The sequence below is a fragment of the Chitinophaga hostae genome (genome assembly GCF_018224885.1).
Lineage (GTDB): Bacteria > Bacteroidota > Bacteroidia > Chitinophagales > Chitinophagaceae > Chitinophaga > Chitinophaga hostae.
In genome coordinates this window covers 16521-36574 of the sequence record NZ_JAGTXB010000007.1, presented here as the reverse complement: position 1 = coordinate 36574, position 20054 = coordinate 16521, and the positions used below count along the sequence as shown (strand labels likewise).

The window sequence follows — 20054 nt, the reverse complement described above, 5'->3', positions numbered from 1 at the left end:
GGCCATGGCATTGCCTTTGTTTTCCGGAAGGCACAACTCATATGCTATGTTTGGAAACTATTTCAAAATTGCCTGGCGCAACCTGATAAAAGACCGCCGTTTCGGCTTCCTGAACTTAATCGGTTTATCAACCGGTCTTGCCTGTGCTTTATTGATCTATATCTGGGTTACCGATGAGCTAAGCATGGATAAATTTCACCGGAAAGGCGCCACACTTTACCAGGTAATGGAAAACCGCGTGCAGGCCAGCGGTATGTGGACGGCAAAGTCTTCCCCCGTGCCTATGGCCGAGGCCCTGGCCAAAGATATGCCGGAGGTGGAGTATGCGGTGATGACTTCCACTCCTTCGGAGCGAACGCTCACTGTTAACGGCGACAAGAATATAAGAACAGAAGGTAAATATGCAGGAAAAGATTTTTTTAAGATGTTTTCCTACGACCTGCTCCAGGGCAATGCCTCCCAGGTGTTGGCAGAGGAGAACGCGATAGTAGTGTCTGATGTACTGGCCAAACGGTTGTTCGGTTCCACTGAAAACGTGATTGGAAAAAGTGTGCAACTGGAGCATGAGGATGTATACCTGGTGTCCGGTGTTTTTAAAACACCGGGAGAACACTCTTCCGATCAGTTTGAATTTGTATTGCCGCTTCTGCGGCTAAAATGGGTGAAGGCCAACGTCGACAACTGGAATAACACCGGACTGTATGCTTTTTTAACCCTGAAGCCCGGCGCCAATCCGGATCAGTTCAACGCTAAAATTGCGGACCTGCTGAAACGTAAATCAAACGGAGACATCACCTATCGCACCCCCTTCATCAAACGTTACGCTGATCAATACCTGTATGGCCGCTACGAGAACGGCGTACAGGTGGGAGGCAGGATAGACTATGTACGACTGTTTTCGCTGATCGCCATTTTTATACTGGTGATTGCCTGTATCAATTTTATGAACCTCTCTACGGCAAAAGCACATGGCAGGGCAAAAGAAGTAGGCGTGAAAAAAGCAATGGGGGCGAGTCGGGGTTCACTCGTCATGCAATACCTCAGCGAATCAATGTTGATGGCATTCATGTCGCTGCTGCTGGCGATTGTATTGGTGATGTTTATTCTTCCGGCATTTAATAATATTACCGGTAAACAGCTTTCATTGGGGTATCTTAACGCGAACCTGATTTTATCGGTACTCATTATCACCTTGTTAACCGGCCTGGTGGCAGGAAGTTATCCCGCGCTTTACCTCTCTGGTTTCAAGCCCGTGGCGGTATTGAAAGGAAAACTCAAAGGATCGGTGGGCGAGCTGCTGGTCAGGAAAGGACTGGTGGTTTTCCAGTTTACCCTTTCCATCGTATTGATTGTGGCGGTGCTGGTAATTTACCGGCAGATAAGTTTTATACAAACCAAAAACCTGGGATACGACAGGGATCATATCATTACATTTAGCAGGGAAGGAAAACTGGGGGTTGACAAAGTGCAGGACGCCTTCCTCGCAGAGGTAAAGAATATACCGGGCGTGGTAAGCGCTTCTTCTATGGGCCATAGTTTAATGGGGCATAGCAGCGGTACTTCGGGCGTTATCTGGCAGGGAAAAGACCTGAAAGATAAAACCGAATTTGAAGCGGTGCCGGCAGATTATGATATGCTGAAAACCCTCGACATAAAAATAAAGGAAGGCCGCGATTTCTCCCGTGATTTTGGGGCGGACAGTACCATGATCATTTTTAATGAAGCGGCTATCCGGTTCATGGGCATGAAAGATCCGCTTGGTAAGCAGGTAGAGCTATGGGGGACGAAAATGCAGATCGGCGGGGTGGTGAAGGATTTTCATTTCCAGTCGTTGCATGAAAAGGTGAAGCCGTTATTCTTTTTCTTGCAGCCTTCGTCGGCTTACCGGTTTATGATTAAGATCCAAACCGGTAAGGAGAAAAACGCCATTGCCGGCCTGGAGCAACTGTATCAGCGGTTTAACCCGGGATTTTCTTTTGACTATAAATTCCTCGATAGAAACTACCAGTCTATATACAAGGCCGAACAACAGGTATCTATGCTTTCAAGGTACTTCGCAGGTCTTGCTATCCTGATTTCCTGTCTCGGTTTATTTGGCCTGGCCGCCTTTACGGCACAGCGCAGGAACAAGGAAATCGGCATACGCAAAGTATTGGGCGCTACTGTGAGTACCATTGTGATCCTGTTGTCGAAAGACTTCCTGAAACTGGTGTGTATTGCGATAGTGATTGCTTTTCCGCTGGCATGGTGGAGTACGAGTCAATGGTTAAATGGTTTTGCCTACAGTATCCATATTGGCCCCGGCGTATTTGTAGCCGCGGGTATTGCCATTGTGTTGCTCACCTTTATCACCATCAGTTTTCAATCCGTTAAAGCGGCGCTGGCTAACCCGGTAAAGAGTTTGAGATCAGAGTAATCGTTTATCTCCAGATACCAGGATAATCATTTCTCTCCGCTGATCAGGTTAATCACAGTGATCACCCGGATCACCGTCACATTACGGGAGCCGCAGCCCCTTGCTCATGTCTCTCACCAGGGAGAGGATGGCCATCAGTTGGTCGTGTACTTGTTTGGTTTCGAGCATTTCATCCCTGGTGGGGGTTGGGCCCTGACCTTCGTTGATTTCCAGTTGCCTTTTATGTACGAGGCTTTCCAGGTGATCATCGAGCCGGTCAAAGGCATGCACCTGTGGAGAGATCGTTGCATTTTCGCTGGTAGCAGGGTCTATCAGCAGCAGGATTTGATCCATATAGTTCAGCAGGTAATCGGTAATTTCCCGGTATTCAGGCCGGGGAAACTGTACGCCGTGATGCAGGTTGTATGCGGCGAGGGTAGCGGTATGTGATGTAAGGGTATGATTCAGCACCACAAAGTGATATACCTGTGAAGCATTTTTTTGTTTGCTTTTGGGTTCAGACAGCATACGCTGGAAAGCCGACATCATGTTGGCCGAAGCGACATAGGTATCTTTCCTGGCCAGTTTAAAATCCGTCACCGACACCTGTTCATTGGAGTAGGCGCGCATCACGAGTTCAAAATAGCGGCGGTTGGCTTCCGTCATTTTTTTCATGTAATCCGGCAGGAAGTTATGTTCCCAGGTGGGCCACAGCAGCATATTGGCAAAGAAGGCGATGCCTCCGCCGATAAAGGTATCCAGTACCCGCTGTGCGAGGTTGTACAAATCAGACGGATGCAGGAAATGCAGCAAAAAGATAACGAACGGTGTTACAAAAAATACGCTGAGCGTATACTGTATGCTCATAAAGCTATAGGCGCCCAGGATGCACAGCAGCATCACAATGAATATAACGGTGTTGTTATGGGTAATATAGAGTAAACCTGCCGCAAATAAAGCCCCTGTAACGGTACCGATTAAACGCTGTATGCTGCGGGATTTGGTTAAACCGAAGCCTGGCTTCAAAATCACCACAATGGTGAGCAGGATCCAGTAAATGCGATCCAGCTGCAATGCCATACCCAGTCCGTAACCCGCTACGGTGGCCAGGCTCACACGGATGGCGTGCCGGAAGATATGCGACTTGAAAGTGAGGTTGTCCCGGAACGTTTCAACGTCGTATTTCTGACGGGTGGTAAATTTGGACAGCTCCAGTTTAGGATCGATGGATTCGTCTTTGAGTCTTTCGAGCCGTGTAAGCCGGTGCAGGTTATAGATACGCTGGGCCATATCCTGCAGGTTCTGCAAAATGTTGGTCAGCGTTATGGTACGGGTTCTTTCTTTGAGGGTAGGGAGCTTCATGGTAATACCTGCGATGGCCTGTTTTACCTTCTCCATTTCAAATTTAAGGTTCGTTTTGGGGAGTGAGCGTTGTCCTGCTGCCACGGCCATTCCTATGGTCCGGAGCTCCTGCGTGAACTCAAGGATCAGGGCATGAAACTGCTCCAGTATGTCCTCGTCTTTGAAGTCGGCCTGCAGCGCGTTGTAATCTGTCTGGGATGCCATGATCTGTTCCTGCAGATCCACCATATCCAGGAATATCAGTACCATGCTTTTGTTGATGCTGGTGGTACCTTGTTGGGCGGAGCGTCTTTTCAGCAGCAGCTCCCTTACGTTTTCCTGTTTTTCGTTAACGATCACCTGTTGTTCCAGTACTGCTTTGTAGTTATCCGTAACATTTACGCCGGGCGTATAAAAATTGGCCCTTACTTCGAGGTAGCGGGCGGTTTGTATGATGCAGTCGCCCAATGCCTGTTGTACATTGAGATAGGGGCGTATCTGCCACAGGGTTAAGGCCAGTACGGCATACCAGATGCTGCCCAGCAGTACCATGGAAGCATGCAGGAACGTGAGTTGCGGGGTGAGTTGCGTTTCGCCCAGTATCGACACCATTACCAGCAGTGCGCCTGTGCCGATATTACCGCCCCGGTTGCCATATACCAGGAGCATGGCAAACATAAAACAGCAGGCTGCAATCCATAACGCCATGGGGATCGCATAAGGTATCAGCAAACCGGTGCCCAGCGCCGTGAAGAAGATGAGGATGGTACTGATGATCAACCCATTTCGTTTATGGATGATGGTGCCCGGCACATCGCTGAGCGCCGTACACAATGCCCCCATCGACATGGCAATGCCGAGGTCCAGTAGCCCGGCCCAGGCAAATACAAGGGAAGGCACTACCACGCTGATGGTGGTACGCATACCGTTGCTGAAATGATAACTATAAAGGAAGTTTTTGACGTTATTGATCTGCTGTTCTGTACGCAAGCGTAAATAGGTTTTTGATGGCGCAAAGATAAGCGGAATTTGTCTTACCCGGGATTAAACTGATTTAGGGATTGAACTGATTTCTGTCATGATAGTTGTATATATTATATTTATAATATTAAACATATGCGCTATAGTCAGATAAAAAAATCCGGCAAATCATCTAACTCAGTCTAATCCCGGGCAAGACAAAAATCGATTTTTTCTCACAGCAAATTTAATTGCAATTGTTCTTTTTACTATATTTATAACCAATCTATTAGGCTTTTGAGGCATGTTGCGAACAAGCGCAAACCGGCGGTAATTGTGTATAAATAATTACTGTATATTATTGCATCTCACTTAAATTACTTTTTGATTCGGGTAAAATTATATCTTTGACGCCTTAAAAAACCTCGGAGTACGACGTGCGCTTAAAAACACTAGAAATTAAAGGCTTTAAAAGTTTTGCGGATAAAACCGTTTTGCAGTTTGATGAGGGAATCACCGGTGTGATTGGGCCAAACGGTTGCGGCAAAAGTAATATCATCGACTCCATTCGCTGGGTTATCGGCGAGCACAAGATCAGCAACCTCCGGTCCGACAACCAGGCCGGCCTTGTGTTCAATGGCTCCAAAAGCCGCTCCGCCAGCGGTATGGCTGAGGTTAGTCTCACTTTCGAAAATACCAAAAACGTACTACCCACCGAGTTTACTACGGTGACGATTACACGTAAATTTTATAAGAACGGGGATAGCGAATACCGTCTCAACGACGTGGCCTGCCGCCTGAAAGATATTCATAACCTGTTCATGGATACAGGGGTGAGCACCGATTCCTATGCCATTATCGAGCTGGGAATGGTGGACGATATCATCAAGGACAAGGAAAACAGCCGTCGCCGTATGCTGGAACAGGCTGCGGGCATCTCTATATACAAAACCCGTAAAAAGGAAGCTAAATCGAAACTGGACGCCACCGAAGGCGACCTTAACCGCATTGAAGATCTCCTGTTTGAGATCAATAACAACCTCAAAACCCTGGAAAGCCAGGCCCGTAAAGCCGAGCGCTTCTACGAAGTAAAAAAGGAATACCGCGACATCAGTATAGAACTGGCAAAGGCGGCCCTCGAAGGCTTCAATATTACCTTTAAGGAACTGTCGGATACCCAGCAGGCGGAAAGTGACCGCAAACTGGCCCTGGAAACCGAGATCCTTACCGCAGAAGCCGCAGTAGAACAGGATAAGCTCCATTTCGTAGCCAAAGAAAGAGAACTGCAAACCATGCAGAAGTCTTTTAACGAACTGGTTTCCACGATCCGTACCAAAGAAAATGATAAAAATCTCGCCACGCAGCAACTGACCTATCTGCGTGAGCGGGAAAAAAATATTAATGACTTCCTCGGCAACGCGGAAGGACAGTTGCAGGGATTGACTACTTCCATTGAGTTTACCGAGAAACAGGTGGAAGAAGAAGGAGAGGTATTCGAAACTATGGCCGACGAACTGGACACCCTCCGCGACATGGTGGAGGATAAGAAAGAACGTTTCCAGCAAAAGAAACAAGCCCTCGAAACCCTGCGAAACGACCAGCAACGCTGGCAACGTCAACAGTTTGAGGCCGAAAAGAAGGTAGCCGTTGCCGATACCTCCGTACTCAACCTGCAACGCAGCATACAACAGCTGCAGGAAGAAAAAACAAACCGGCAACAGCAGATCGCCCAGCTGGAAACAGAAAAGGAAGCATTACAGCAAACCCTCACCGGCAGCAAAACGGAACTGGACAACATGGTCCGCTTCCAGGAAGAAACAAAAGGCAAGATCCTCGCTACCCAGTCCGATATTGAAGGACTGCGTGATAAACTGGTGGATGAAAACCGTACCCTTGATTCCAAAAAGAACGAGTACGATCTCCTCAAATCACTGGTAGACAGTTTGGAAGGCTACCCGGAAAGTATCAAATTCCTCAAGAAAAACCCCGATTGGAATAATAATGCCCCCATCCTGAGTGATGTATTTTTCTGTAAGGAAGAATACCGCACCTGCGTGGAAAATCTGTTAGAGCCTTACCTGAGCTACTACGTGGTCAACAATGTACACGAAGCGGTGCAGGCCATACAGTTACTCGACAGCAACAAAAAAGGGAAAGCTAACTTCTTTATACTGGATCAGTTCCGGACCGACAGTACCCCGTTATTAGCGCCTCCGGGCACCATTCCTGCGCTGGAAGTAGTGGAGATTGAAGAGAAATATAAAGGACTCGGACAGCATCTGCTGGGCAAAGTATTTATAGGCGAAGATCTTACCCGCCTGGAATTTAGCCAGCTGGCCGACGAAAGGATGCTGCTGGTGGAGAAGTCCGGCCGCATGCATCGTGGCAAATACAATATCAGCGGTGGTTCTGTGGGATTGTTCGAAGGCAAAAAGCTCGGAAGGGCTAAAAACCTGGAGAAGCTCGAAGCGGAGATCAAAGACCTGGAAGCAGTGGTAAGCCGGCTGAAAGTAGCGTTGCAAAACAAACACGACGAAGTACTGGGCTACAACAGCCAGCTGAACGAAAATAACATCAATGCTGCCAGGGAAAGAGTGAACCAGCTGAGTAATCAGCTGTTCGGTTTGCAGAACAGGATTGAAAACTTCCATCACCTCATTGAAGCGGGCGACAAACGTCTCGAGGAAATGCAGCAATCGCTGGAAACCAACCAGGAAAGTATTTCCGGCGTAAAAGACGAACTGGAAGGCCTCAACGAAAGAGTCAACGAGCTGCAGGACAGCATCGCGGACGCTGACAGAACAGCCCAGGAATCGGAGCAGCAATTTAATATGGCTACCGTGCAGTTCAACAACCAGAACCTGCAACATACCCGGCAACAAAGCAAGGTGCAGGCGCTGAAACAGGAACTGGAATTTAAACGTAAACAGCTGGCCGATTTACACCAACAGATCACCAGTAATAAAACACAACTGGAAGATGCCGTAGGCCATATTGCCGCCGCCGTGGAAAAACTTAGTCACGCCGACGATGGACTGGTAGAACTGTTCCGTCAGCGTGAAGAAGAAGAAAAAGCACTCAATGAAAAAGACCAGGAATATTATAATTTCCGTAACCATCTGCAGGAGTTGGAAAGCACGCTGAGAACAAAACAGCGCGCAAAGGAACAGCTGGAACAGCAGCTCAATACCATCAAGGATAAAGTGAATGAGCTGAAACTACAGCTTACCACGATGAAAGAAAGACTCAGTGTAGAGTTCAAGGTGAACCTGGATGAAATCATTGATGAACAACGCAACTCTGAACTATCAGTAGATGAATTACAGGGAAGTGCGGAAAGACTGAAAAAGCGGATGGAGAACATGGGTGAAATTAACCCTACTGCCATCGAAGCTTACCAGGAGATGAAGAAAAGGTATGAATTCATCCTCGAACAGAAAACAGACCTGGTAAATGCGAAAGATTCGCTGCTGGCCACTATACAGGAGGTAGAGTCAACCGCTAACCAGAAGTTCCTCGATACCTTTAACCAGGTAAAAGAGAATTTTATCCGGGTATTTAAGGCCTTGTTTACTGAAGAGGATCAGTGCGATATGATACTCAGTGACCCTGCTAACCTGGCAGACACCGGTATTGAAATTATTGCCAAGCCAAAAGGTAAGCGTCCGGCGGCAATTACGCAGTTGTCCGGTGGAGAAAAAACACTGACCGCTACGGCGCTGCTGTTTGCTATTTACCTGATTAAGCCGGCCCCATTTTGTATCCTGGATGAGGTGGATGCACCACTGGATGATGCCAACGTGGGTAAATTCACGAACATGATCCGGAAGTTTTCAGATAATTCACAATTTATTATTGTAACACATAACAAGCAAACAATGGCCGCTGTAGACGTTATCTACGGGGTTACCATGCAGGAGCCGGGTGTAAGTAAGCTGGTTCCGGTGGATTTCAGAAGTTTGAACTAGGGGAGTAGTTTGGTTGTTGTAAAAAGATTCGATTACTTTTATTCTTTATTCTAAAAAAATAAAAAAACGTAAACACTATGGGCGCATGGGGCACCAGGAATTTTGAAAATGACGGATCACAGGATTGGATATTTGACCTGATTGAAAACAAAGATGGTGGCTTGGTTGCTGATACGTTAGCCCGTATCATCAACAACATCGAAACACTGGAAATACCGGATTGCGAAGAGGCACTGGCAGCTGCAGAACTGGTTTCAGCACTGGTGGGCCGTCCCAGCGAAGATTTTCCGGAAGATCCGCTTGATCAGCTGGATGTACTGAACCTTATCGGTACCCGCGCACTCAGGAATCAGGCGATCGCTACGGTGAACAAAATTCTCGCCGCTTCTGAAATGAAGAACTACTGGGAAGATGCAGGTCAGGGCGAAGCCTGGGCAGCAGTGCAGGCAGGCCTGATTAAGCGTTTGGACTAATTTTCAACACGTTTATACCAGCCGGAAGGTAGGCACAGATGCCTTACCACGGCCTTTGTCTTGCTCGGATTTTTGTCTTTGTGCAGGATTAAACTGATTTTGATGATTCTAATGATTTGATCATTTCATGATTATAAAAGATTAGGGGAGATGAAAGCGAATATGCTTTTATCTCCCCTAATCTTTTATAATTATCACAGGAAAAATCCTGTAAATCGTCAAAATCAGTTTAATCCTGCACAAAGACAAAATCCGCCTAAATTAATATGCCTGCTATTGCAGCAGACATATAAGACGCCAGCGTACCACATAACAAGGCTTTCAGCCCCAGCTTGGCCAGGTCGGACCTCCTGTCGGGCGCCAGCTCACCAATACCACCGATCTGCATACCCACGCTGCTGAAATTGGCAAAACCGGCTATGGCGATGGTTACAATGGCGATGCCCTTGGAAGTTAATATCGGCACTGTTTTATCTGTCATGCTTTTGAATGCCACAAACTCGTTGATGGTCAGCTTCTGCCCCAGCAGGGTGGCCACATTCTGCACATCAGACTCCGGTACTCCCATCGCCCAGGCCATCGGCATAAATACTTTGCCAAAGATCCAGTCCAGGCTCAGGTTAAAGGCCGGGTTGAAAAGATGCCCGATATGAATCAGGATCCAATCGACCAATGCAATAAAAGCAATAAACCCGATCAGCATAGCAATCACGTTCATGGCTATCTTAAAACCATCGCCGGCACCATGCGAAATAGCGTCGATCACGTTAGTATAGTTGCTTTTTACTTCCATTTTCACACGACCCATGGTTACGCTTTCCTCTGTTTCCGGAAACACGATCTTGGAAATCACAAGTGCGCCGGGAGCTGCCATCAGACTGGCAGTAATCAGGAAGGGCGCAATATGTAATCCCGCCTGCAGGCCCATGTTTACATACACTACCAGGATACCTCCGGCAATACAGGCAAGGCTGCCGCTCATGGAAGCCAGTATTTCACTTCTGGTCATACTGGATAAGTAGGGACGGATCATTACCTGCGCCTCTACCTGTCCAACAAAAGCGCTGGCCACATTGCTCAGTGCCTCGGCGCCGCTTACACGCATTACAAAGTTCATGGCGCGGGCAATAACTGCTACCACGCGCTGCATAATACCATAATGATATAAAACAGCTACCAGCACACACACCAGGATGATGGTGGCGGTAACGTTGAATGCAAAAACAAAACCACCACCTGCATAGTCTTTTACGCTTCCATCGTGCTGTGTAATGCCAATACCGCCATATACAAAGGCGGCGCCCTTACGGGCAAAGCCTTCCAGCTTTCCCATGGCATCGCCTACCCGTTGGAAAAACCAGGTAATCGGGGGGACCTTAAATACCAGGATACCAATTAACACCTGTAAGCTAATACCGCTCAGTACCAGCCGGTAATTGATCTTGCGTTTGTTATTAGAAAACAAAAAGGCGATACCCAAAATAAGTAGAATGCCTATGATGCCCTGAAAGCGTTCCATAAATGCAAATAAATCGTAAAATGTATGCAATGAAGCGACGAAGATAGGTTTTTTTGCCGTCTGAAGATGCTAATCTGTTATCTCATATAATTTTTCAGAAAAAATATTTTCTGAAATGTATTTTTATCTTTTCCCAATTGAAAACTAACAATGCAGCGTATTCATTATTTTATTACCACCACGTTATCTATTGCTCTATTTGCCTGCGGACAGGGGGAGCAGCACAAAAACAGGAACAGCCGTCAACAGGATTCTTTGGCTATGCGGGAACAGTTTGCCACCTCTCCAACACTCGATGCCAACACTGCGATCAGTCACATGAAATATGACCAGGGACTGGAAGTACAGTTGGTAGCTGCCGAACCAATGGTAGTGGCCCCGGTGGCCATGACCTTTGATGAACGCGGCAGAATGTGGGTAGTGGAAATGACCGGCTTTATGCCTGATACCGTTGGTACGGGAGAAGATAAACCCGATGGCAAAATTGTAATCCTGGAAGATACCACCGGCGATGGGGTTATGGATAAACGGACTGTATTCCTCGATTCCCTCGTATTGCCCCGGGCGGTATGTTTAATAGAAAATGGGGTGCTGGTGGCCACACCGCCACAGCTCTGGTTCATAGAAAATAACAACGACAAACCAGGCAAAAGAACCCTCGTGGATGATCAATACGCTGCCGGCGGTAACGTAGAGCATCAACCCAATGGGTTGCTCCGTGCCATGGATAACTGGATATATAATGCAAAATCGGATAGGCGTTACCGTAAGGCGGGGAACAAGTGGCTGAAAGAAACCACCCATTTCCGTGGTCAGTGGGGTATTACACAAGATAACCAGGGACGTGTTTATTATAACAACAACTCGGAAAACCTGCTGGGCGACTACTTTCCACCCGGATTAGGCGGCGCTAATCCGCAGCAACAGAATGCAGCCGGCTTTGATGAGAGAATTGTACCCGATAACCGCACTTATCCTATACATCCTACACCGGGCGTGAACAGGGGATATATGAAAGGCACCCTGGACGATAGCCTGCGGCTGGTGAACTTTACTGCCGCCTGCGGACCGTTGATCTATCGCGGTAACCTGCTGCCGGCCACCTACCAGGGCAACGCATTTGTGGCAGAACCTTCCGCTAACCTGATCAAAAGAAACATCCTGTCCGACAGCAGCTATGTGGTGAAAGGCGTACAGGCTTACCAGGGTAAGGAGTTCCTCGCCAGCACAGATGAACGTTTCCGGCCGGTGGATTTAAAAACAGGTCCTGATGGTGCGCTTTACATCGCAGATATGTACCGTGGCATCCTGCAACATAAAACCTACATTACCGGGTACCTGAAGAACGAAGTGAAAATGCGTAGCCTTACGCAGCCGCTGAACTGCGGACGTATTTACCGTGTTGTGCCTGCCGGCAAACAAGCGGCTAAGCCGGCGGTGCCCAATAGTCCGGCAGCATTGACGGAACAGTTAAAATCGCCCAATGGCGCGCAACGCGATAAGGCACAACAGCTGATCATCGACCAGCAACTGGTAGCACTGGCGCCTGCGTTGAGAGATCTCCTGGTGAACGGCCATGATCCTGTTATTCAAACACATGCGCTGTGGACCCTGGAAGGATTACAACAACTAACGATCGAAGATATCAACGGCGTATGGAAAGCTTCGGATGCCGCATTGAAGATACAGGCGTTGGCTGCACTGCCTGCTGTATTAAACGGCAGTAATATCAATGCGGCCACAGTAGCACTGGATAGCTTGTCGGACAATCCTTACCTGGCGCCGGTTGTAGCCTACCTGCTGCCGGTGGTAACGAAGCTGGATAAAGCAAATGGCAGCAAACTGGAAAATAAAATGATAAAAGCGTATGCCCCTAACCGTTATGTAGCAGCGGCATTGGTCAATAATGCAACGAACAGGGAAGCTGCGTTACTGAAACAGGTGATCGCCTGGAATCCGGATACTACGCTGGTATTGCGCCGTCAACTCGAGGCCGTGCTGAAAAATGCGGAGAACAAAGCTTTTGCAAAAAAGATGGAGGAGTTGAGAAAAACATTGCCGAGGGGGTATAAAATCTTTAATACCGTTTGCCAAACCTGTCATGGCAAACACGGAGAGGGCATTGCCTCGATGGCGCCGCCGCTGAACGAAAGCAACTGGGTGAATGGAAATAAGAAAGCATTTATTTCTATCGTATTATATGGTCTCACTGGCCCGGTGGAAGTGCATGGAAAATTATACAAAGCACCCGAAATAAACGGCGATATGCCGGGTATTGGCGGCAGCGATGAATTCAATGATGCTGATATAGCGCAGTTACTTACGTTTTTACGCAGTGCCTGGAAAAACAAAGCCGACAAAGTATCCGCGGCAGATATACAGCAGGTGCGCAAACAGTTTAACGGCCGTCAAAAGCCCTTCACTGCTGCTGAATTATCGAATTGATCTTTTGTTGTAAATAAAAGTCCTATATTTGCCGGGTTACAATTAGTTATTAATTGAATCCGGCAAATAACATATTATTCTTTCCAAATACACCCCGTGCGTGCAAACGTACCGGCGGGTCCCAATTGCCGTTCTTATCCTGCCCCAAAGACTTCAACAATTAATCCCGGGCAACTTTTAGTTTACAAAGCGTTGTACCCGGGGGAATGGCTACCTGCGTAGTTTAGTTCCATTTGTATTTTTTCCAAAACAATCTTATAAAATCAGTTTTATGAATCATCGGATAGCACGATGGGCAATTTATTTTTTATGCCTGTTGCTGGATGTGAGCGTCGCTGCAAGCCTTTATCGCGGATATTTAAGTGGGTGGTTCCTGCTGCCGGTGGCGGTGGGTATTACACTGCTGACCCTGTACGACCGGTTGCAGGGGAAACATGCTTTACTGCGCAATTACCCGTTGCTGGGCCGGTTGCGTTACCTGCTCGAGCAGATCAGACCGGAAATGCGCCAGTACTTTTTTGAGTCGGATACTGATGGCCGGCCTTTTAGTCGCCGTCAGCGTGCGGTGGTGTATCAGCGCGCTAAAGATGTAAAGCAAACCGTTGCCTTCGGGGCGCTGGATAACATGTATGAGCCGGGATATGAATGGGCTGCCCATACTGCGTTTCCAATGAAAGTAAAGCCGGAAGATCTGAGGGTTAATATCGGTAATGAACAATGTGATAAACCGTATGATGCCAGTTTACTGAATGTGAGCGCCATGAGTTACGGTGCGTTGAGTAAAACCGCCATAGCTTCCCTGAATGGGGGGGCGCAGCTGGGAGGCTTTGCCCATAATACGGGAGAAGGAGGGATTAGTCCTTATCACCTGCAACATGGCGGTCACCTCATCTGGCAGATTGGTACCGGTTACTTTGGTTGTCGTGATGATAAAGGAAATTTCTCGCCTGATGTATTTGCCGCGGCGGCAGTGGAACCTGCTGTAAAAATGATTGAGCTGAAACTGAGCCAGGGCGCCAAACCCGGTAAGGGTGGGGTGTTACCGGCAGCGAAGAATACACCTGAAATTGCTGCGATCCGTAAAGTAAAAGCAGGTATCAGTGTGTTATCGCCGGCTGCGCATACGGCCTTTTCCAACGAATATGAGATGCTGAGCTTTTTGCAACAGCTGCGTAAGCTTTCCGGTGGTAAACCGGTAGGGTTTAAATTATGTGTAGGGCGTGCCGATGAATTTGAACGTATTTGTGTGGCTATGGTAAACACCGGTATCTATCCCGATTTTATCACGGTAGATGGTGCGGAAGGTGGTACCGGTGCGGCGCCGCTGGAGTTTACGGACTCCATAGGGATGCCGTTGTATGATGCGCTGGCACTGGTGATCGGCCAGTTAAAGCATTATCGGCTGAAACAGCATGTCCGCGTAATGGCGAGTGGTAAAATCATCACAGGTTTTGATATCATGAAGGTATTGGCAATGGGCGCAGATGCCTGTTACAGTGCCCGCGGTATGATGCTGGCATTAGGCTGTATCCAGGCCCTGCAGTGCGACAGTGGCAGTTGCCCGGTGGGTGTGGCCACGCAGGAGCCTACCCTTTACCAGGGGGTTAACGTAGCCGACAAACGGGTGCGGGTGGCCAACTATCACCGTAACACCATTGCGGCCCTGGCGGAACTGATGGGCGCCTGTGGCTTTGCGTCGGCAGACAAGGTAAATCCTGCCGCATTATACAGAAGAGTAACAAGAACGGATGTACGATCATACAAGGAAATTTACGCGCCGGATTATAACAGTAGGGCGGGTGCTTTGCTGGATCCGGGGCCTTCGATTAATAACTAGCTATGCGCTTTTACAGGCGGCAAACAAATGCCGCCTGTAAAAGCCGGCTCAAAACCCGGTTATCATGAAAAAGAAACAGATTATCGTGTCCCTGCATGATTACGAAATTCTTAAAACCCTGTGCTATCATGCACCTGGCACCGACAAGCTGAGAGAAGAGCTGGAGCGGGCGGTGATCAGGAAGGGTAAAGTACCTGACGATGTAGTACAGGTAAATTCAACACTGCAATTCAGGGATGAGCGCAGTGGCAAGGTGAGAAGTGTGCAGCTCGTACTGCCGGCTGTGAGCAACCTGCAGCTGGGAAAATTATCGATCCTTTCTCCCATAGGCACCGCCCTGCTGGGATACAGCGCCGGTGATACCATTGACTGGGAAGTTCCCGCAGGAAAAACACAGCTGCATATACTGAGTGTGGGGCTTTTGTTGGAGGGTGAGCCCAAGGTATAAAGCATAAAGCAAAAAGCTATTGAGGCGAATGAACTAAGCGTAAAATAATATTTGCTTGGTTCATTCGCCTCAATAGCTTTATGCTTTATGCTTTGAGCTACTGGTAATGGATTTTATCACCGTAAGCAACATGGTACTTGTCGCAGAATCCTCCATTCACTTCCAGTACATACTTTGCTTTTTTGTAGGAAGGTAAACTTTCTTCTGACAGGGGCGTAGCGTATTTCTGAATGGACACAATTTCCATATTATCTGCTATGTAAATAATATCCAGGGAGATGTAGGTGTTTTTCATCCAGAACGCGCGTTCCTCCATGTCGGGGAAGATGAAGAGCATGCCCTGCCCGTCGGTCATTGACTTGCGGTACATAAGGCCATCGGAGCGTTGTTCATCAGTTTGGGCAAGTTGAATATCAATTTTCCGCAGGGTATCTGCTGCGGATTTTGACAGGAAAGCCAGGCTACCCTGTTTTTTAAAAGCGCTCCCGTTGGAGGTTTCCGTTACAGCATCCGTTGTTACCACCGAACCCGTGTCGCCGGAAGTATTGTTATTGCTGCCGGCGTTCTGGTGACAGCCAGCTGCATACAAACTGGCGATCAGTATACATTTCAGGTGTAATTGCATAAGACAGATGTACTATTTGATCAGGAGTTCTTCATCAGAAAAAACTACTTCCGTGTAATCCTTTATTTCGTTGTAAACAGTGTCGCGTTCAACTGGTCTTCTGCCTGCCTGTTTGATCAGCATGGCCAGCTGTGCGGTATTCATCGAAGGGTTTTGTTCTTCGGAACCGGCCATGGAGTATATTTTGGTGGTATCATCTATGGTGCCATCCAGGTCGTTTACGCCAAAAGATAAGGTCAGCTGTGCGGTATTTCTTCCCAACATAGGCCAGTAGGCTTTCAGGTGAGGGAAGTTATCCATATACAAACGGGCTACAGCGTATAGTTTCAGATCTTCCACGATGGAGCTTTCCGGGATATGCGACATATCATTGCCTTTATTGCGGAATTTCAGCGGGATGAACGTGTTGAAACCACCGGTTTCGTCCTGCAGGCTGCGGAGGCGTTCCATATGATCGATGCGGTCGGCGAAAGATTCCAGGTGACCATACAGCATGGTGGCGTTGGTGTGCATACCACGCAGGTGAGCGGCTTTGTGAATAGCAAGCCAACCTTCTGCATCCACCTTATCGTGGCATATTTTGGCGCGTACTTCCGGCGCAAATATTTCAGCACCGCCACCAGGCATGGATTGGAGACCAGCTTCATTGAGGATGCGCATGCCTTCGTCGATGCTGACTTTGGCTTTGCGGAACATATAATCCAGTTCTACAGCAGTAAAACCTTTGATGTGCAGGTCCGGACGATGTGCCCTGATCTGTTTGATCAGTTCCACAAAAAAGTCAAGTTGCATTTTAGGATGCACACCGCCTACAATATGTACTTCTGTTACGGGTTGATTATCGTATTTCTTTACGATATCCATCATCTGGTCTATACTCAGTTCCCATCCGTCTTCCCTGTTTTTGTATAAACGGGAATAGGAGCAGAAATGACAGGTAAATACGCAGACATTGGTAGGCTCTATGTGAAAGTTACGGTTGAAGTAAGTCTTATCACCGTGCATACGTTCCCGTACATGATTGGCTAAGGCACCTAACAGGCCGATATCGCCTTTTTCAAATAAGATCAGCCCCTCATCGGGCGTTATTCTTTCCTGTTGAAGGATCTTTTCTGCTATGCGCTTCAGATCTGCATCTATATTGGCTTGCTGAAGGAGCATTTGAACCGCCGGATTATCTTTTCTCGTCGTCATCTTACTTTCATTAATTTGATGGTGTTGGCCCTGTTCCTGTAAATTAATTTTACAAAATAAACACCATTTGGCTCATTTACCAAATTAAAGGTAAGGCGGTTACCGACGCCAATATCTGCTGCCTTCCGGGTAGCAATGACCTGTCCGTGCACATTATAAATGGACACCTGTTGCAGGTCTTCCGGCACCTGGTAAAACGTTACCCAAACGATACCATCGGTAGGGTTGGGATTCACTAAAACGCCCTTTTCCCGGAGGGTAGGGTTTACTTCTTTCTTGACTATCCTTATATTATCAATATAGATGTTATTCTCTGAATTTGAGATATTTCTGAAGGCTATCTGAAATTTACCTTTATGTATTGCAGCTGTCAGATCCACAGAATCGCGGCGCCATTCGCCGGCGGTTGGTACGAACTCAGTTTGCACCGCATGCTGGCGGGTGATCAGGTTGGGGCCCCATTTGGAATACAGGATGGTGCCGGTTTGGCGGCAGTCGGTAGTAACGAGTACCTGCAGCGTATCCCAGGAATTGCCGGTGTCGGCCGGATCGGAATATACTGCGGCAGCCACATCGAAAAAGAGGAACACAGAATCGGCCGATTGCGGATCGATCACAGGGGTTATGAGGTCGTCTGTTTGATCGTTGGTGTTATAGCCCAGGTTGCGGATCAGTGCAGAGGCGCTGCTGCCTTTACCTACATCGCGGGAGCGCTCCCAGGTAAAGCTGCGGTCGGGATTGTACAGATCCCAGCCCGGAGGCGGGAAGCTGTCATTTTCAAAACCCTGCTCCAGCGGAAGCGTTGCTTCCGCATCATAACGGAAATGGCTGATCGCAGTATCGTTGGTGATGTTGCCATCCGGAACGCCGTTGGGCAATTGCGTGTAGGCTTTCAGGTTATAGCTGTTGATGGCTACGTTGGCGCCGGGTAAGGTAACGGTTGCTTGTTTCAGGCTGGCCAGGTTGCCGGTCCATTTATAGGAAGTAAGCGGTCCGTTATTGAGCTGGTACCAGATAGTAACGGCCGTAAGCGGGTTAGCGCCGCGGTTACGCAGGGTTACTACCGGTGTAATATGGTTGTTGCATATTTTGCCAACAGGATCGGTGACGTTTACCAGGGAGGCATCGTTATTTACCAGCAGCGGGGGAACGCAGCCGTTGGAGGTCATCAGGCTGGCAGCGATATTTTCCAGTACGTAACGCATCCGGTCTACCTGGCCGGTGGTAAAGAGGTGCATACATGCGTCATCAGTATAATCCATGTAATTCATGAACATTATACCCGGGGCGGTATTGGTACAGTTATCCAGTTTCGGGAATGTGGGGCATCCGTAGGTGTTATCGCCCTGCAGGGGCGTGTCAGTGATTCCATCATCGATGCTGCAGCTGCCGTTGTCATCTCCCCAAATATGCTTTAGTCCAAAATAGTGGCCAATTTCATGGGTGGCGGTGCGGCCCAGGTTATATACGCCGCTAACGCTGCCGGTAGTGCCAAAGGCGGTATATTGTATCATGACGCCTTCCTGTTCTACAGGGTAACCCGTACCGGGAGGGGCGGCTACGCCCAGGTAGTTACCCGAGATCCGGGTAACCCAGATATTGAGGTACCGGGAATGATCCCAGGCATCGGAGCCACCGGTGCTGCTGTATTTGGCGTCGGCGCCGCCATTGGCAATGGAAAAGGTTTGCCCGGGGGCTGTTTTTACCTTTACTACGCCATCGGTAGGTTCATCATCAGGTGTTCGCTGTGCCAGGCAGAAACTGATACGTGTATTGCCGATCAGCGGCTGCCATACGGCGGGCACCTGGCTTACATCCGGGTTAGCGGCATTATAATCACGGTTAAGTACATCCAGCTGGGATAATATCTGCGCGGCTGTCACCAGCGAGGTATCGTCCAGTACAATGTGTACCACTACGGGGATGGAAACGGTTTGAGGGGTAGCTTCTGTCCGTGCATGGAGGCGCTGTTGCACCTGTCCCAGTTGCATACGGGTTTCATTTTTCTGAAGAAGCTCCTGTAATGATGGTTTTTCTTTTACCCGCTGTTGTAATGCTTCCGCGGTACCGCATTTTCGTTGTGCAGTGGCCGTGGCGCAGTAGAAAAAGGTAAGGATAATGATTATAAAGTTCTGACGCAAAAAAGTAGAATTTGAATGAAGATACTGCAAAGGAGCGGAATTTTTCTTGCCCAGGATTAAACTGATTTCAATGATTTTGCTGATTTTATATTTTTTGATTTAAAGATTAGCAAAGACCAATAAGATATTAGGTTGTTGATCTCCATTCATCTTTTTAGAATCATTTTAAATTCAAAATATAAAATCAGCAAAATCATTGAAATCAGTTTAATCCTGGGCAAGAAAATCCCGGGCAAAAAAAAAGCGCTCCGGAATAATCCGGAACGCTTCCTAAACTCAGTTTTTATAAAAATTACATATTGGCCTGTATTTTCTTATCCAGCACAGCTTTAGGCACAGCGCCTACCTGTTTGTCAACTACCTGGCCACCTTTCACGAAGAGGATCGCAGGGATGCTGGTAATACCATAATTTATAGACAGTTGTGGATTCTGATCCACGTTAACTTTTCCGATATTTACTTTACCTGCGTAATCTTTAGACAGTTCTTCGATTACCGGACCGATAGCGCGACAAGGGCCACACCATTCTGCCCAGAAGTCAATAACAGTTAATTTATCGGAATTCAGAACTTCCGTTTCAAAGTTCGCATCAGTGATTTCTAAAGCCATATTCTGTGATTTTAAAAGTTTTATTTAACGATTGTTTTGATTTTCTGATTTGTGTTATCTTATGGTCAAATCTTGATCCGAGTGCAAATTACTGCATT

12 protein-coding genes are annotated in these 20054 nt (G+C 47.8%); 6 read left to right on the top strand and 6 right to left on the bottom strand.

The window, feature by feature from the left end; genetic code table 11:
• The first annotated feature begins 46 nt into the window (after window positions 1–46).
• A complete protein-coding gene (locus tag KE626_RS15915; RefSeq protein ID WP_211973913.1) occupies window positions 47–2416 on the top strand; it encodes an ABC transporter permease in 2370 nt (789 codons plus the stop codon).
• An 81-nt stretch (window positions 2417–2497) separates the two neighbouring features.
• Here KE626_RS15915 and KE626_RS15910 read toward each other — a convergent pair whose 3' ends face one another.
• The gene (locus tag KE626_RS15910; protein ID WP_211973912.1) at window positions 2498–4726 is read right to left on the bottom strand and encodes an FUSC family protein; all 2229 of its coding nucleotides are present in this window, start codon (window positions 4724–4726) and stop codon (window positions 2498–2500) included.
• A 407-nt stretch (window positions 4727–5133) separates the two neighbouring features.
• Between KE626_RS15910 and smc the strand changes: the two genes are divergently transcribed.
• Window positions 5134–8664 (top strand): chromosome segregation protein SMC, encoded by a 3531-nt coding sequence (smc, locus tag KE626_RS15905; RefSeq protein ID WP_211973911.1) that lies wholly within the window; start codon window positions 5134–5136, stop codon window positions 8662–8664.
• 77 nt (window positions 8665–8741) lie between these two features.
• Window positions 8742–9137, top strand: coding sequence for a DUF4259 domain-containing protein (locus KE626_RS15900; protein ID WP_211973910.1), 396 nt, complete (start codon window positions 8742–8744; stop codon window positions 9135–9137).
• Window positions 9138–9393: 256 nt separating this feature from the next.
• Here the strand turns inward: KE626_RS15900 and KE626_RS15895 are convergent, their stop codons facing one another.
• Window positions 9394–10656 carry a NupC/NupG family nucleoside CNT transporter gene (locus KE626_RS15895; protein WP_211973909.1) on the bottom strand — a complete coding sequence of 421 codons (1263 nt, stop codon included), beginning with the start codon at window positions 10654–10656 and terminating at the stop codon, window positions 9394–9396.
• 150 nt (window positions 10657–10806) lie between these two features.
• Here KE626_RS15895 and KE626_RS15890 point away from each other — a divergent pair, with 150 nt between their 5' ends.
• The 3 genes from KE626_RS15890 to KE626_RS15880 all read left to right on the top strand — a co-directional run bounded on the left by KE626_RS15890 (window position 10807) and on the right by KE626_RS15880 (window position 15386).
• Entirely contained in the window at window positions 10807–13101 is a 2295-nt protein-coding gene (locus KE626_RS15890) for a PVC-type heme-binding CxxCH protein (RefSeq protein WP_211973908.1), read from the top strand.
• Between the two features lie 271 nt (window positions 13102–13372).
• Window positions 13373–14938, top strand: coding sequence for an FMN-binding glutamate synthase family protein (locus KE626_RS15885; RefSeq protein WP_211973907.1), 1566 nt, complete (start codon window positions 13373–13375; stop codon window positions 14936–14938).
• Window positions 14939–15002: 64 nt separating this feature from the next.
• Window positions 15003–15386 carry a GreA/GreB family elongation factor gene (locus tag KE626_RS15880; RefSeq protein ID WP_211973906.1) on the top strand — a complete coding sequence of 128 codons (384 nt, stop codon included), beginning with the start codon at window positions 15003–15005 and terminating at the stop codon, window positions 15384–15386.
• A 97-nt stretch (window positions 15387–15483) separates the two neighbouring features.
• On the opposite strand, the gene KE626_RS15875 is transcribed toward KE626_RS15880, so the two are convergent.
• The 4 genes from KE626_RS15875 to trxA form a co-directional block, all read right to left on the bottom strand.
• Window positions 15484–16011 (bottom strand): DUF192 domain-containing protein, encoded by a 528-nt coding sequence (locus tag KE626_RS15875; protein ID WP_211973905.1) that lies wholly within the window; start codon window positions 16009–16011, stop codon window positions 15484–15486.
• Window positions 16012–16023: 12 nt separating this feature from the next.
• Window positions 16024–17205 (bottom strand): aminofutalosine synthase MqnE, encoded by a 1182-nt coding sequence (mqnE, locus tag KE626_RS15870; protein ID WP_211973904.1) that lies wholly within the window; start codon window positions 17203–17205, stop codon window positions 16024–16026.
• Window positions 17202–19346 (bottom strand): M43 family zinc metalloprotease, encoded by a 2145-nt coding sequence (locus KE626_RS15865; RefSeq protein WP_211973903.1) that lies wholly within the window; start codon window positions 19344–19346, stop codon window positions 17202–17204. Before KE626_RS15865 ends, mqnE begins: the two co-directional genes overlap by 4 nt.
• A 292-nt stretch (window positions 19347–19638) precedes the next feature.
• Window positions 19639–19956: a thioredoxin gene (trxA, locus tag KE626_RS15860; protein ID WP_211973902.1), complete on the bottom strand. Its 318-nt coding sequence runs from the start codon at window positions 19954–19956 to the stop codon at window positions 19639–19641.
• Window positions 19957–20054 lie beyond the last annotated feature (98 nt).